This is a genomic window from Streptosporangium sp. NPDC051022 (assembly GCF_040683035.1).
Taxonomy (GTDB): domain Bacteria; phylum Actinomycetota; class Actinomycetes; order Streptosporangiales; family Streptosporangiaceae; genus Streptosporangium.
Genome location: NZ_JBFBCF010000027.1, coordinates 1 through 15,004, shown reverse-complemented (window position 1 = coordinate 15,004; position 15,004 = coordinate 1). Strand labels below are relative to the sequence as shown.

The following is a 15,004-nucleotide window of genomic DNA, read 5'->3' as shown; positions in this document are numbered from 1 at the left end:
GCCTTGTTCCCCCCGGGGAATCGGCGCATCATTCACCACTATGAGGGCCATCCGGAAACCGGCACAGCAGTGGCTCGCCGGTTCGGTGCTGGGCAACGGCGGATTCCGGACGCTCTGGATCAGCCTCATCGCCTCCGTCACCGGAGACCAGACCTTTCCGGTGGCGGTGGTCGTCTCGCTGCTGAACACCGGCGGCGACGCCACGACGGTGGGCACGGTGCTCGCCTCGCGCTGGGCCGCCCTGGTCCTTTTCGGGCTCTTCGGCGGCGTGTGGGCCGACCGGCTGCCCCGGCGGCACGTCATGCTCGCCTCGCAGGGCTTCCTGTGCTGTGTGGTCGCGGTCGGCCTGTCGAATGTGACGTCCGCCTGGGTGCTCGGCGGGATGGTCTTTCTCGCCGGGGCGGCCGAGTCGTTCTTCCGTCCCGCCTTCCAGGCGTGCCTGAGCTCGGTGCTCGCGCCGGAGCAGCGTCCGGCGGCCGCGGCCCTGAACGTCGTCTCCTGGCGCGTCGGCGCCATCGCCGGGCCGGGTCTGGGCGCCCTGCTGGTGTCGGCGCTGTCGGTGCGGGCGGCTTTCCTGATCGCGCTGGGCGCCTTCCTCGTCAGCCTGTGCGTCCTGCTGACCCTGCACGAGCCGGTGGTGGCCCGTACGGCTCGGAGCTCGACCCTGCGAGAGATCGGCGAGGGGGTGCGCGAGGTCTGGCGGCGGCGCTGGATCGGCACGGTCATCGTGGTGACGGCCCTGCAGTCGATGCTCACGATCGCCCCGGTCCAGGTGGTGTTCCCGATCCTGGCCCGGGAGGACTTCGGCGGCGACGCCTTCTACGGGACCGGCCTCGCCCTGCTGTCGGTCGGCGGCCTGGCCGGGGGGATAGCCAGCATGGTCTGGAAACCCCGGCGAGCCGGTCTCGCGGGGGTCGCCGGGCTGACGGCGTACGGGCTGGTGCCACTGGCCCTCTGTGTGCCGCACGCCGCCTGGGTCCTTCTCCTCTGTCTCGCCCTGGCCGGACTGGGACTGGAGGTCTTCGCGGTGCAGTGGGTGGTGTCGCTCCAGCGCGAGGTGCCCGTGGATCGGCTCGCGCGTGTCACCTCCCTGGACTGGATCGCCGCCTCGGCGCTGACCCCCCTGGGCCTGCTCCTGACCGGTCCGGCCGTCTCCGTCCTGGGGGCGACGCCGTTTCTTCTGCTGTCCGGGCTCGCGGGCGTCGCCCTGCCATTGACGGCACTGTTCACTTCCGGAACAACACACTTCACGAGTAAATATCGCCGAAAATACGCTAATGATGAAAAAATAGTTGAAGTCGTCCCGGTTGCCTCTCATTATGATCATCAGTAGGGTCGAACGACTCGGGGAAACAGCGGCACCACCGATTCGGACGGAGTGCGTGATGACCGAAACCACCAAGACCCCGCAGCCCACCGAGGCCACCACCGAGGTCAAGACCAAGATCCGCATCCGCAGACTCGATAAGGTCGAGACGACCGGTAACGTCGCCAGCAACTCCAGCGGAAACTGACGCCGAGCGGTCAGGGCCGGCCCGGCCCCCGTGACACCCGGACCGGCCCGTGGAGAGTTCCGTGTACCTGCCAAGAGTGAAGCGGGAGCACGCCGCCTACCGGCTGGCGGACGGCAGAATCCGGATCGGCGGCCAGATCTACGGCGTCGCCGAGGAAATCGAGGACCCCGACGGCCTGATATGGGAGGCGCTGGGGGCGATGGACGGCACCCGCACCCCCGCGGAGGTCGCCGAGAGCCTGGCCGCGCTGTCCGGAGCGGAGGCGGCCGAGCTGGTCGGCGAGCTGATGCGCTCCGGCCACGTCGAGGACGCGGGCGCCCCCTTCCCCGCGGAACTGACCCCGCGTGAACGGGAGCGCTACAGCCGCAGTCACGCCTTCTTCCGCTGGGCCGACCTCACCCCCAGGGAGCACGGCTGGGAGGCCCAGCTCCGCCTGCGGCACTCCCGGGTGCTCCTGCTCGGCCTCGGCGGGACCGGCGCGACCGCGGCGCAGGCCCTGGTGGCCTCCGGCGTCGGGATTCTGCACTGCGTGGACACCGACCTGGTCGAGCTGTCGAACCTCAACCGGCAGGTCCTCTACTCCGAGGAGGACGTGGGCAGGCCCAAGACCGAGGTCGCCCTGGAACGGCTGCGCGCCCTCAACTCCGGCGTCCGGATCAGCGTCGAAAGGATACGCGTCACCTGCCAGGACGACCTGACCCGGCTCCTGGGCGGCTTCGACGTCGTGGCGCTGTGCGCCGACGAGCCCAGGGGAGCCGACGGCATCCGGGTGTGGACGAGCAGGGCGTGCGCGGCGGCGGGGGTGCCGTGGGTCGGCGGAGGCTACAACGGCCCGCTCGTCACCGCGGGCGTCTTCGTGCCGGGCGGGGGGCTCTGCTACGAATGCGTCATCAGGACGCAGGATCGGCGCAGGGAGCTGGAGTCCCCCCTGCACGTGGACTCCGGGAACTTCTCCGTCGACCTCGGCGGTCCCGGCGTGACGGCCGCCTCGGCCGGAATCTCCGGCCATCTCGTCGCCAACGCGGTCGTCAGGGTCGTCACCGGCGTCCCCGAGGTCACCGCGAACTTCATCCACGGTGTCAACCTGATCGCCCCCGACCAGCTCGTCTTCGGCGAGTACGCCGAGGGCGACGGATGCGGACGCTGCCGGGGCTGACCGCCGTACGGCCGCGTGACCGCGGTCCGGCCTCCCGGGCCGGTCAGCCCGGGAGGCCGGACCGGCCGGACAGATAGCGCTCGGCCAGCTCGCAGGTGCCCTCGGTGTAGCCCGCCCCGAGCTCGGCGGCGATGTCCACGCCGGTGTGCGTGCCGATCCAGGCGACCAGCAGCAGGCGGCGGAACATGATGAACGTCCAGATCTCGGCCTCGTCCTCGGCGGGCAGGTCGAGCACGGTCCGGTAGCCCCGCACCCAGGAGGCGGCCAGCTCGGGGACCTGGGGGTCGTGCTCGATGAAGCTCACCGCCGCGGCCAGGTCGTAGAGGTGCCATCCGAAGCCGCAGTCGTCGAAGTCGATCACACTGGGCGTCTCGCCGTCGCCCGCCACCAGCAGGTTGGCCAGGCGCAGGTCGGCGTGGATCAGCCCGTAACGCCCCGGATCGCGGCCGAACCGGTGCAGCCGTTCCCGCAGCTCCTTGTCGAGTCGTTCGAGCAGGGCCGAGGCCTCGGCGTCCACGCCGACGCCGTCCCGCCATCGGCCCCAGCGCGACTCGCCGCCGAGGGCGGCGTCGTGGTCCCAGTGGAAGCGGGTGAACCACGGCGGGCGCCGCCAGCTCCGCGCGTGCCGGTGCATCCGCGCGGTGAGCGCGCCGAGCCGTTCGAAGGCGGGCGGCAGCCGGTCGCGCGGCGGCTCGGTTCCCGGCAGGAACTCGAACATCACGCAGTCGCGGGGCGGCGCGCCGGGAACGGTCAGCACCCGCCGCCCTCCGGGGGCCGGCAGCACCCTGGGGGTCCGGATCCCGGCCTCCCGCCGCAGCGCCTCCAGCCACGCCAGTTCGGACAGGATCGCCGGGGTGGAGTGGTAGCCGAGCCGGTGCACCCGCAGGACGGACCGGTTCCCCGTGGCCGGGTCGTCGACCAGGTAGGTGGCGTTCTCCGACACGTTGACCAGCGTGACCTCGGCGTCGGGCAGACCGTGGAGACGGGCCGCCTCACGGGCGGTGTCGTGCGCGCGGGCCAGCACGTCGCCCCCCGCGGACAGGTCGTGGGCCTGCATGGGTCCTCCGTGTGGGCACGCGAAACGCCGATCCTCTATGAGATCTTGCATCACTTCGCCGGGCGTGGATACAAAGCAGATTGTCCACCCGGAACCCCTGAGGGGTGAGTGAGGAGGCCGGTGAACCTCGAGTTCGCGCTGCGCATGTGTGAGGCCGCGGTGAAACAGGCCGCACGCGAGGGAGCCCTCGTGTCGGTGGCCGTGGTCGACGCGGGCGGCCACCTGGTCGCCTTCCAGCGAATGGACGACGCGGAGATCTCCGGTCCGTCACTCGCCTCCGGCAAGGCCTACACCTCGGTGGCGCGCCGGATGTCCACCGCCGACCTCGCGCCGCTGGTGGCGCCCGGCGGTGACCTGTACGGCCTCGCCGGCGACCGCTACGTGTGCTTCGGCGGCGGAATCCCGCTCCTGGAGCCGGGCGAGAGCCGCCGGGTGGCCGGAGCGGTCGGCGTCAGCGGCGGCACCGTCGCCCAGGACGTGGCCTGCGCCGAGGCCGCCGCCGCGCTCTGGGAGCGGGGGTAGCCCTGGGACCGGGGAGAGGCGGGGCGGGCTGTCAGGAGCGCAGGTAGGCCAGGACCGCGAGGACGCGGCGGTGCTGGTCGCCGTCCTCGGCGTACAGCCCGAGCTTGGCGAAGATGCTGCGGATGTGCTTCTCCACGGCGCCGTCGCTGATCACGAGCTGACGCCCGATGGCCGGATTGGACCTGCCCTCCGCCATCAGGCCGAGGACCTCCCGCTCCCGCGGGGTGAGCTGGGCGAGGGGGTCGTCGCGGCGGCGCCGTACCATCAGCTGTGCCACCACCTGCGGGTCGAAGACCGTACCGCCGGCCGCGACCGTGCGCAGGCCCCCCATGAAGTCGTCGACGTCGACCACCCGGTCCTTGAGCAGGTAGCCGACCGCGCCTCTGGCGTCGGCGAGCAGGTCGTCCGCATAGGACACCTCCACGTACTGGGACAGGATCAGCACCGGCGTGCCGGGCACCCGCCTGCGTGCCTCGACCGCCGCCCTCAGGCCCTCGTCGGTGAAACCGGGCGGCATCCGGACGTCCACCACCGAGACGTCCGGCCTGTGCTCGGCGACGGCCTCGACCAGCTGGTCGCCGTCGCCGACGGCGGCCACCACCTCGCACCCGAACTCCTCCAGCAGCCTGATCAGGCCCTCCCTGATCAGAACCGCGTCGTCGGCCACGACTACCCGCACGGAACCTCCGCCACGATCACTGTCGGCCCGCCCACCGGTGAATCCACCGCCAGCGTCCCGTCGACCGCCTTGAGACGGTCGGCGAGGCCGGACAGGCCATGTCCCTTGGCGGTGTGTGCACCGCCGACTCCATCATCGCCGATCGTCAGCATCAGAACGCCACCGGTCTTGCTCAGGGTGATCGTGCAGACGGTCGCGTGGCTGTGCTTGGCCACGTTGGTCAGAGACTCGGCGACCACGAAGTAGACGGTGTTCTCGACCGCGGCGGCGAAGCGGCCGGTCGTCTGGACGTCGAGCTCGACCGGGATCGTGCAGCGGCCGGCCAGCGCGGCGAGCGCCGGAGCCAGGCCCCGGTCGGTCAGGATGGGCGGCGCGATGCCCCGGGAGAGGGCGCGCAACTCGTCCAGGGTCTCCCGGGTCGAGGCGATGGCCTGGCTGAGCATCTCCTCGACCGCCTGCGGGTCGCGCTTGAGCTGGCGCTGGGCCCGCGACAGGTCCATGGCCAGGGAGACCAGGCGCTGCTGCGGCCCGTCGTGGATGTCGCGTTCGAGCCGCCGGAGCGCGTTCGCCTCGGCCGAGACCGCCGCGGCCCGGCCCTGGGCCAGGTCGTCGATGCGCTCGTGCAGCTCGGCGACGCCGGTCAGCATGGCGCGGCCCAGTCCGGCCTGGATCAGCGCCGCGCCGCGGAGCATCACCGGCAGGGTGAGGGCGAACATCACGCCGATGACGGTGTTGAACACCACCTCGACCGCGACGCTGTCGCCGAACCCGAGCAGCTCGGGCAGCCCGTGGTTGTCGGGAATCCGGGCGATGATCCACCCGTAGAGCGGATAGGTCAGCCCGATGACCGTCCCCGCCCACCAGGTCACCGCGATGACGAACGTCACAACGGAGACGGGGAAGGACACGATGCCGTAGAGCAGGTCCAGCCACGACTGCCCGCTGGTCAGCGGGTTCACCATGCGGCGGAACCATCCCGCGTTCTCCGGCGCCGGCCGGTAGCGGGGCCGGGGCACCGGGCGGCCGAGCACCTCGGGCAGCATCCGCCGTTCCACGTCCGCCAGCCCCCGCGCCACCAGCAGCGTCGTCGCCAGGATCGGCACCCCGACCCAGACGATCACCGTTCCGGCTCCGGCCGCGAAACCCACGAGCGCCAGACAGAAGAAGACGATCGAGACGGGAAAGCCGACGATCAGATAGCGGCTGTCACTGCCGATACGACGCAAGAGGGTTCTCATGCCGCCAACGGTACGAGCCATCGGGCCTGCTGAGCGACCCTGCTCACCGGCATTAGGGGGTGGGGCCAGCCCTACCCCTGAAACGGGGGTGTCACGGAGGTCAAGAGTGCCGCGGGCGTTACTGCGCCACCCGGGTCCCACGCGGGAGGGTCGTCATCACCGTCCCCTCCCGAAGGAATCGAGACCCCCGTGACCGTCCTCGTCACCCGCTCGGCCCCCCGTACGGCGCCGCCGCCACCAGGACGCGACCCGTTCATCGACGTGCTGCGCGTGTTCGGCATGGCCCTGGTGGTGCTGCAGCACTGGAGCATGCCGGTGCTGTCGTTCGCCGGGGGGCGGATCTCGACCGGTAACGCGCTGGCGACGGGCTGGGGATGGGCGATCACCTGGATCAGCCAGGTGATGCCGCTGGTGTTCTTCGCCGGGGGCGCGGCCAACGCGATCGGCTGGCGGGCCGCGGTACGGCGCGGCGAGGCGTTCCCCTCCTGGCTGGCGGTACGGCTGCGCCGCCTGATGTCGCCGGTGGTGCCGCTGGCGGCGGTCTGGATCCCCCTCCCCCACCTGCTGCTGGCGGTGGGCATGCCGGAGCAGCCGGTGATCACGGCCTCGCGGCTGGCCGGGCAGCTGCTGTGGTTCCTGGCGGTCTACCTGGTCGTGGTCGCGGTGACCCCGCGGATGCTCAGGCTCAACATGGTGTACGGCTGGCGCGTGCCCGCCGCGCTGGCCGCGGGGGCCGTCGTGGTCGACATCGCGCGCTTCGGCACGGGGCTGGAGGTCGTCGGATTCCTCAACGTCGGGCTGGTGTGGCTGGCGGTGCACCAGCTCGGCTTCCTCTACGCCGACGGCCGCCTCACCCGCCCCTGGACCATGGCGCTCGCCGGGTACGGCCTGGCCGCGGCGCTGGTCGTCTTCGGCCCCTACCCGGGCAGCATGATCGGGATGCCGGGGGCGGCCGTGTCGAACATGGCACCGCCGACGGTCGCGCTGCTGGCGGTGGGAATCGGCCAGATCGGGCTGGCCACGGCGCTGCGCCCGTGGATCGTGGGGGTCGCGCGCTGGCCCGGGGTGAGCCGGATGCTCGGCTGGGCCGGCACCAGGATGATGACCGTCTACCTGTGGCACATGAGCGCGCTGTTCGTGGTGACCGCGGTGGTCGTGGTCGGCCTGGGCGTGTCGACCCCCGAGCCGGGGACGTCGGCCTGGCTGTCGGGGTGGCCGCACTGGCTGCTCGTGCTCGCCCTGGCGCTGTGGCCGCTGCTGCGGGGCTTCGCCCGGTTCGAGGTGGCCGGGCGGGGCGCGCCGTACCGGGGCGGGGCGGTCAGGATCGCGGTGGCGACGGCGCTGGCCGGGGCGGGGGTGCTGACGCTGACGGTGATGGGGTTCGTGCCGGGCCTGGTGTCGCTGACCGGTGCGGGACTGCTCCTGGCGGGCCTGGCGCTCGCCCGTTCGTTCTCCTCATCTCTCACTCAGTCCAATTAATCACCATTTAATGAGATTTAGGATGATCTAACCGTTCAGAGTTCCCATTTTGCGGGCGATGCAACGGCATCCGTGGCCCGACTCGGTCCGACCACTCCTCATTCTTCGGCAGTATTGAACCGTGAGCCTTGTAGATCGCCTGCCAGAAGAGATCGACGCCGACCCCGACACCATCTTCGACGCCTTCGTCGAGTGGAACGCCGAGCGGGGGCTCACGCTCTATCCCGCCCAGGAGGAGGCGCTGATCGAGGTCGTCTCCGGCAACAACCTGATCCTGTCCACCCCCACCGGGTCGGGCAAGAGCCTGGTCGCCGCCGGGGCGCACTTCACCGCGCTGACCCGGGACATCCGCACGTTCTACACCGCGCCGATCAAGGCGCTGGTCTCGGAGAAGTTCTTCGACCTGTGCGCGGTGTTCGGCACCGAGAACGTCGGCATGATGACCGGCGACGCCAGCGTCAACCCCGGCGCCCCGATCATCTGCTGCACCGCCGAGATCCTCGCCAACGTCGCGCTCCGCGACGGCGCCCAGGCCGATATCGGCCAGGTCGTGATGGACGAGTTCCACTTCTACGCCGAGCCCGACCGGGGCTGGGCCTGGCAGGTGCCGCTGCTGGAGCTGCCCGACGTGCAGTTCGTCCTGATGTCGGCGACGCTGGGCGACGTCACCAGGTTCGAGGAGGACCTCACCCGCCGCACCGGCCGGCCGACCGCGGTGGTCAAGCACGCCGAGCGCCCGGTCCCCCTGGTCTACTCCTACCGGCTCACCCCCCTCCACGAGACGCTGGAGGAGATGCTCACCACCAACCAGTACCCCGTCTACGTCGTCCACTTCACCCAGGCCGCGGCCATGGAGCGGGCGCAGGCGCTGATGAGCATCAACATGTCCACCAAGGCGGAGAAGGAGGCCATCTCCGCCATGATCGGCAACTTCCGCTTCACCACGCGCTTCGGCCGGGCCCTGTCGCGCCTCGTCCGGCACGGCATCGGCGTCCACCACGCCGGGATGCTCCCCAAGTACCGCAGGCTGGTGGAACGGCTCGCCCAGGCGGGCCTGCTGAAGGTCATCTGCGGCACCGACACCCTCGGCGTCGGCGTCAACGTGCCGATCAGGACCGTGCTGTTCACCGCGCTGAGCAAGTACGACGGCAACAAGGTCCGGCGGCTGCGCGCCCGGGAGTTCCACCAGATCGCCGGGCGGGCGGGCCGGGCCGGCTTCGACACCATCGGCTACGTCGCCTGCCAGGCCCCCGAGCACGTCATCGAGAACGAGCGGGCGCTGGCGAAGATCGGCGACGACCCCAAGCGGCGGCGCGGCTACGCCCGCAAGAAGCCGCCGGAGGGCTTCGTCGGCTGGAGCGAGGAGACCTTCGAGAAGCTGCAGACCGCCGAGCCCGAGCCGCTGACCTCCCGCTTCAAGGTCAGCAACGCGATGCTGCTCGCGGTGATCAACCGCCCCGGCGACTGCTACGCGGCGATGAGGCACCTGCTCACCGACAACCACGAGGACCGCAAGTGGCAGCGGCGGCACATCAGCCAGGCCATCGCGATCTATCGCTCGCTGCTGGCGGGCGGGGTGGTCGAGAAGCTGGCCGAGCCCGACGAGCAGGGCCGGATGGCCCGGCTGACCGTTGACCTGCAGGAGGACTTCGCGCTGAACCAGGCGCTGTCCACCTTCGCGCTGGCGACCCTCGAACTGCTGGACATGGAGTCGCCGACCTACGCCCTGGACATGGTCTCGATCATCGAGTCCATCCTCGACGACCCGCGCCAGATCCTGTCCGCGCAGCTCAACAAGGCGCGTGGGGAGGCCGTCGCGCAGATGAAGGCCGACGGCATCGAGTACGAGGAGCGGATGGAACTCCTCAACGAGGTCACCTACCCGATGCCGCTGGCCGACCTGCTGCTGGGCGCCTACGAGACCTACCGCCGCGGCCACCCCTGGGTCGGCGACTACACCGTCAGCCCCAAGGCGGTCGTCAGGGACATGTACGAACGGGCGATGACCTTCGCCGACTACGTCCAGTTCTACGAGCTGGCCAGGTCCGAGGGCACCGTCCTGCGCTATCTCGCCGACGCCTACCGCACCCTGTCACGGACCATCCCCGAGCACCTCAAGACCGAGGACCTCATCGACCTCATCGAGTGGCTCGGCGAGCTGGTCCGCCAGGTCGACTCCAGCCTCCTCGACGAGTGGGAGCAGTTGCAGAACCCGACCGGCGAGCTGGAGGCGCCCTCGCTGGAGGAGAAGACCAAGCCGGTCACCGCCAACAGCCGCGCCTTCCGGGTGCTGGTCCGCAACGCGATGTTCCGGCTGGTCGAGCTGGCCGCCGTGGAGCGGGAGGAGGAGCTGGCCGAGCTCGCTCCCGACGTCGACTGGGGAGCCGCGCTCGACGCCTACTACGACGACCACGACGAGATCGGCACGGGACCGGACGCCCGCGGCCCCGGCCTGCTCCGCATCGAGGAGGAGAAGGAGCTCTGGCGGGTCCGCCAGGTCATCGCCGACCCGGCCGGAGACGGCGACTGGGGCATCGACGCCCAGGTCCACCTGAGCGCCTCCGACGAGGAGGGCCGCGCCGTGATCCACGTCATCGGCCTGAACCGGCTGTAATTCTTTGCGCCGCCTGGCGGCGTCGCGGGCTTGGGGAAGCCCGGTCCCCGGCGAGCGGTGACCGCGTTTCCCCAGCACACCTGTGGCCGTCGAAGGCGCCGGTACGGCGGGCGGCGGGGCGAAGCGGTTCGGCGCTGATCAGCGGCGCCCCGCCGATCACGGCGCTATCCCTCCACGAGGCCGTCGGCCAGGGGAGCGAGCCCCAGGCGGGCCTCGTAGTCGGCGGCCAGGCGGCGCGGGGCCGTCAGGCACCAGGCCTCGGTGACCACCTCGACCAGCTCCTCCGGATCGACCTTCGCCAGCTGCACCTCCACCCAGCCGAACTGGCCGCTGGTCCAGGAGAGCCCGTAGACCTCCGGGTTCTCCCCCACCATCGCCGCCCGCTCGGCCAGGGTCGCCTTGAGCTGCGCGGTCCCCTTGGCCTCCGACAGGTAGCCGAACCCCTTGCCCTTGACCCTGAGCCCGACCCACTCCTCGCTGTGCTGGGCCAGCTCCACCTCGGGCAGGGCGGAGGCGATCCGCAGGAACTCCTCGGGGCTCACTCCATGACTGTCCATGGGGCAGAGGTACCAGAAGGGACCGACAAGAATGAGGGCATGAGTGACGACGCGATCAGGCAGGTGTTGGGACTGCTCTACCAGCAGGACACGCTTCGGGTGCTGTCGGCCCTGGTGCTGAACGGCGATCCCGGGGAGTCCGGGCTGGGCAAGGAGGCCGTACGGCGGGCGCTCGACCGGCTGGAACGCGGAGGGCTGGCCGTACGGGACGGGGAGGGACGCTGGGAGGTGCGGCGGGAGCGGTTCCGCGAGCTGTTGCACACCACGGCCAGACCCCCCGCTCCCACGGCCTCCCCCGAGGAGCGGGTGCTCCAGGCCTTCCTCGTCGAAGGACGACTCCGGGCGATCCCCACCAAACGCGACAAACAGCTGATCGTGCTCAACTACATCGCCCAGGTCTTCGAGCCGGGGGTCCGCTATCCCGAGAAGGAGGTCGACGTCGCGCTGCGCGCCTTCCACGACGACTACGCGGCGCTGCGCCGCTATCTGGTCGACGACGGGCTGCTGAGCCGTGAGAACAACGTCTACTGGCGCAGCGGCGGGCAGGTCGACACGACCGGCTGACACGGCGGTCCCCCGACCGGCGGGCACACCGGCCGGGGACCGTCCCGGGGCACCGCCGGTCGCCTCGGGCCGCCGGTCGCCTCTGGCCGCCTGGTCTCACGCCTTCCCCGCCGAGTCCCCCGGCGGTCTCTCCACCGCCTTCTCCGGATCCCCCGCCGGGTCCGTCGCGTTCTCCGTCGAGGCCAGCAGGCGTCCGGTCAGCCGCCGGATGTAGCCGATCAGCTCGGGCGGCTCGTGGACGGTGAAGCCGACGTCGAGCAGCCCCAGGGTCAGGGCCAGCCACTCCAGCGAGTCCCCGCCGGTGCGCAGCACGCAGCTGTGCTCGCCGGTGGCCTCCAGCGTTCCGTGGGCGGCGGCCCACACCCGGTCGGCGACGACGGCCATCGGCGCGTGCAGGGTGACCACCGCCCGGTGGCGGCTGATGGGGGCGACGATGGACCGTTCGACGTACCCGTCCGGCGGCTCGCGCGGCGGGAAGCGGACGCCGGTGGCCAGCGGCTCGGCCAGCCGGTCGACCCGGAAGGTCCGCCAGTCGCACCGGCCGGTGTCCCAGGCGACGAGATACCAGCGCCGCCCAGTGGAGACCAGCCGGTACGGCTCGGCGACCCGGGCGCTCGGCGTGCCGTCCCTGCGGCGGTAGCCGAACCTGAGCCGTTCCCCGTCCCGGCACGCCTGGGCGAGGAGCGCCAGCGTGTCCGGCTCGACGGTCGGCCAGGACCGGGTCAGCGTCCCGTTCAGCGGCACGGTCTGGGTCTGCAGGGCGTTGACCCGGCTGCGCAGCCGGGAGGGCAGGACCTGTTCGAGCTTGGCCAGGGCGCGGACCGAGGTCTCCTCGATCCCGGCCACCGTACCGGCCGCCGCGGTGCGCAGGCCGACCGCGATGGCCACGGCCTCGTCGTCGTCGAGCAGCAGGGGCGGCATCGCGGTACCGGCCTCCAGGCGGTATCCCCCCGCGGGACCGGTCGTCGCGTGGACCGGATAGCCCAGCTCGCGCAGCCGGTCGATGTCGCGGCGGAGCGTGCGAGGGCTGACGCCCAGCCGCCCGGCGAGCTCGGGCCCCGGCCACTCCCGGTGCGCCTGGAGCAGCGACAGCAGTCTCAGCACCCTGCCCGCGGTGTCCGCCATGGTTTCCACGATGCCACCCATTGCGGCCAGGAACCGGCCTAAACCCTTACTACCGTCTCGGCCATGAGCCACATCGAGATAACGGGCGCTCGCGAGAACAACCTCAAGAACGTCTCGCTGAAGATCCCGAAGCAGCGGATCACGGTCTTCACCGGCGTCTCGGGATCCGGCAAGTCCTCCATCGTGTTCGACACGATCGCCACCGAGTCGCAGCGGCAGCTCAACGAGACCTTCCCGACGTTCGTCCGCAACCGCCTGCCCAAGTACGGCAAGCCGGACGCCGACGCCATCGAGAACCTCTCGCCCGCGATCGTGATCGGGCAGCGGCGCCTGGGCGGCAACTCCCGTTCCACGGTCGGCACGATCACCGACATCCACTCCCTGCTGCGGCTGCTCTACTCCCGCGCCGGCACCCCCTTCGCCGGCCACTCCAACGCCTTCTCCTTCAACGACCCCGCCGGGATGTGCCCCGAGTGCGCGGGGATCGGCAGGAAGGTGGCGCTGGACCTCGACCGGGCCCTCGACAGGACGAAGTCCCTCAACGAGGGCGCGATCCTGCTGCCCGGTTTCGGGGTCGGCACGTGGTACTGGAAGACGTACGCCCGTTCGGGGCTGTTCGACGACGACAGGAGACTCGCCGACTACACCGAGGAGGAGTGGAACACGCTGCTGCGCGGCCGGGGTCCCGACGTGCCGTTCGAGACGCGGGGCGGTCCGGTGCACCAGAGGTTCGAGGGCCTGATCGACAAGTTCGACCGGCTCTACATCAAGAAGGACGTCGAGACCTCCTCGAACCGGGAGGTCCTGCTGACGTTCACCTCCTCCCTGACCTGCCCGCTGTGCCGGGGCGCCCGGCTCAACCAGGCGGCGCTGGCCTGCCGCGTCAACGGCCGCTCCATCGCCGAGCTGTCGGCGATGGAGATCTGGGACCTGGTCGGTGTGATCGCCGAGATCACCGCCCCCGTCGCGGCGCCGATGGTCGCGGCGATCCTGGAGCGGCTGCGCCACATGGTCTCCATCGGCCTGGGCTATCTCAGCCTGGACCGGGAGACGGTCACGCTCTCCGGCGGGGAGTCGCAGCGGATCAAGATAGTGCGGCACCTGGGCAGCAGCCTCACCGACATGACCTACGTCTTCGACGAACCGACCGTCGGCCTGCACCCGCGTGACGTGACACACATGAACGGCCTGCTGCGGGAGCTCCGCGACAAGGGCAACACGGTCATCGTGGTCGAGCACGACCGCGACGTCATCGAGATCGCCGATCACGTGGTGGACGTCGGGCCGCACGCGGGGGCGCACGGCGGTGAGATCGTCTACGAGGGCGGCGTCGCGGGCCTGCGCGAGGCGGGCACCCTCACCGGGCGGCACCTGCGCCACAACCGGCCGCTCAAGGCGGTCTTCCGCGAGCCGACCGGCACGCTGACCGTCACCGGCGCGACCGCGCACAACCTCAGGGACGTCACGGTCGCCTTTCCGGCCGGTGTGCTCACCGTCGTCACCGGCGTGGCCGGATCGGGCAAGAGCACGCTCGTCAACAAGGCGTTCCTGGCCCAGCACCCCGGGGCGGCGGTCATCGACCAGTCGCCCGTCGGCACCTCGATCCGGTCGAATCCCGCCACCTACACCGGGCTGATGGACGACGTGCGCAAGCTCTTCGCCAAGGCGGGCGGGGTCAGCCCGGCGCTGTTCAGCTTCAACTCCAAGGGCGCCTGCCCGAACTGCCAGGGCCTGGGGGTCGTCCACACGGACCTGGCCTTCATGGAGGGCATCACCTCGACGTGCGAGGTCTGCCGGGGACGGCGGTTCAGGGAGGAGGTGCTCCGGCACACGCTGCGCGGCCGGTCCGTCCTCGACGTGCTGGAGATGACGGCCGAGGAGGCGGCGGAGTTCTTCACCGAGCCGAAGCCCCGGCGTGTCCTGCGCGCGGTCAACGAGGTGGGGCTGGGCTACCTCAAGCTCGGCCAGCCGCTGAGCAGCCTGTCGGGCGGCGAGTGCCAGCGGATCAAACTCGCCGGCGAGCTGCGCAAGACCAGCGGTGTCTACGTGATGGACGAGCCGACCACCGGACTGCACATGTCGGACGTCGGCCACCTGATCGCCATCATGGACAGGCTGGTGGACGGCGGGAACACGGTCATCGTGATCGAGCACAACCTCGACGTCGTCAAGAACGCCGACTGGATCGTCGATCTCGGTCCCGAGGGCGGCGGCAGGGGCGGCACCGTGGTGTTCGAGGGCACGCCCGAGCGGCTCCTGGCCGCGACCGGCTCCTTCACCGCCGAGCACCTCCGCCGCGACCTGAGCCCGGCACAGATCTGACACGGGCCTGACGCGCGTCCGGCGCGGACCCGGCGAGGACCCTGCGCGGCCCGGCACGCGTCCGTTCCGCGCACCGGGCCGTCGCCGCGGTGGCCTCCGTACGGCCCGCCGTACGGAGGCCACCGGGCCAGGACGTCCGCCGGGCCAGGACGTCCGCCGGGCCAGGACGTCCGCCGG

Annotated in this window: 13 protein-coding genes; 8 read left to right on the top strand and 5 right to left on the bottom strand. The window is 71.1% G+C overall.

The annotated features are described in order from the left end of the window. Positions 1-40 precede the first annotated feature (40 nt). From AB0N02_RS33785 to AB0N02_RS33775, 3 genes are all read left to right on the top strand, one after another. Entirely contained in the window at positions 41-1,333 is a 1,293-nt protein-coding gene (locus tag AB0N02_RS33785; RefSeq protein ID WP_363954780.1) for an MFS transporter, read from the top strand. Between the two features lie 52 nt (positions 1,334-1,385). Further along, positions 1,386-1,514: a hypothetical protein gene (locus AB0N02_RS33780; RefSeq protein WP_363954777.1), complete on the top strand. Its 129-nt coding sequence runs from the start codon at positions 1,386-1,388 to the stop codon at positions 1,512-1,514. A gap of 61 nt (positions 1,515-1,575) precedes the next feature. Next, the gene (locus AB0N02_RS33775) at positions 1,576-2,670 is read left to right on the top strand and encodes a ThiF family adenylyltransferase (protein ID WP_363954774.1); all 1,095 of its coding nucleotides are present in this window, start codon (positions 1,576-1,578) and stop codon (positions 2,668-2,670) included. 43 nt (positions 2,671-2,713) lie between these two features. On the opposite strand, the gene AB0N02_RS33770 is transcribed toward AB0N02_RS33775, so the two are convergent. Beyond that, on the bottom strand, positions 2,714-3,727 hold the full coding sequence (locus tag AB0N02_RS33770; protein WP_363954771.1) for a phosphotransferase: 1,014 nt from the start codon (positions 3,725-3,727) through the stop codon (positions 2,714-2,716). Between the two features lie 120 nt (positions 3,728-3,847). Here AB0N02_RS33770 and AB0N02_RS33765 point away from each other — a divergent pair, with 120 nt between their 5' ends. Next, a complete protein-coding gene (locus AB0N02_RS33765; RefSeq protein WP_363954768.1) occupies positions 3,848-4,249 on the top strand; it encodes a heme-binding protein in 402 nt (133 codons plus the stop codon). Positions 4,250-4,280: 31 nt separating this feature from the next. Here AB0N02_RS33765 and AB0N02_RS33760 read toward each other — a convergent pair whose 3' ends face one another. After that, entirely contained in the window at positions 4,281-4,928 is a 648-nt protein-coding gene (locus AB0N02_RS33760; RefSeq protein ID WP_363954765.1) for a response regulator transcription factor, read from the bottom strand. Further along, positions 4,919-6,166: a sensor domain-containing protein gene (locus tag AB0N02_RS33755; protein WP_363954762.1), complete on the bottom strand. Its 1,248-nt coding sequence runs from the start codon at positions 6,164-6,166 to the stop codon at positions 4,919-4,921. Before AB0N02_RS33755 ends, AB0N02_RS33760 begins: the two co-directional genes overlap by 10 nt. Positions 6,167-6,355: 189 nt before the next feature. On the opposite strand from AB0N02_RS33755, the gene AB0N02_RS33750 reads away from it, so the two are divergent. Next, positions 6,356-7,645, top strand: coding sequence for an acyltransferase family protein (locus AB0N02_RS33750; protein WP_363954759.1), 1,290 nt, complete (start codon positions 6,356-6,358; stop codon positions 7,643-7,645). A 121-nt stretch (positions 7,646-7,766) separates the two neighbouring features. Continuing rightward, a complete protein-coding gene (locus AB0N02_RS33745; protein ID WP_363954756.1) occupies positions 7,767-10,259 on the top strand; it encodes a DUF3516 domain-containing protein in 2,493 nt (830 codons plus the stop codon). Positions 10,260-10,423: 164 nt separating this feature from the next. On the opposite strand, the gene AB0N02_RS33740 is transcribed toward AB0N02_RS33745, so the two are convergent. Beyond that, complete coding sequence (locus tag AB0N02_RS33740) at positions 10,424-10,816, bottom strand: MmcQ/YjbR family DNA-binding protein (protein WP_363954753.1); 393 nt, start codon at positions 10,814-10,816, stop codon at positions 10,424-10,426. A 39-nt stretch (positions 10,817-10,855) separates the two neighbouring features. Here AB0N02_RS33740 and AB0N02_RS33735 point away from each other — a divergent pair, with 39 nt between their 5' ends. Further along, positions 10,856-11,380 (top strand): DUF2087 domain-containing protein, encoded by a 525-nt coding sequence (locus tag AB0N02_RS33735; RefSeq protein WP_363954750.1) that lies wholly within the window; start codon positions 10,856-10,858, stop codon positions 11,378-11,380. Positions 11,381-11,476: 96 nt separating this feature from the next. On the opposite strand, the gene AB0N02_RS33730 is transcribed toward AB0N02_RS33735, so the two are convergent. After that, positions 11,477-12,505 carry a YafY family protein gene (locus tag AB0N02_RS33730; protein ID WP_363954748.1) on the bottom strand — a complete coding sequence of 343 codons (1,029 nt, stop codon included), beginning with the start codon at positions 12,503-12,505 and terminating at the stop codon, positions 11,477-11,479. A gap of 63 nt (positions 12,506-12,568) precedes the next feature. On the opposite strand from AB0N02_RS33730, the gene AB0N02_RS33725 reads away from it, so the two are divergent. Beyond that, positions 12,569-14,827 carry an excinuclease ABC subunit UvrA gene (locus AB0N02_RS33725; protein ID WP_363954745.1) on the top strand — a complete coding sequence of 753 codons (2,259 nt, stop codon included), beginning with the start codon at positions 12,569-12,571 and terminating at the stop codon, positions 14,825-14,827. The last annotated feature ends 177 nt before the right edge of the window (positions 14,828-15,004 follow it).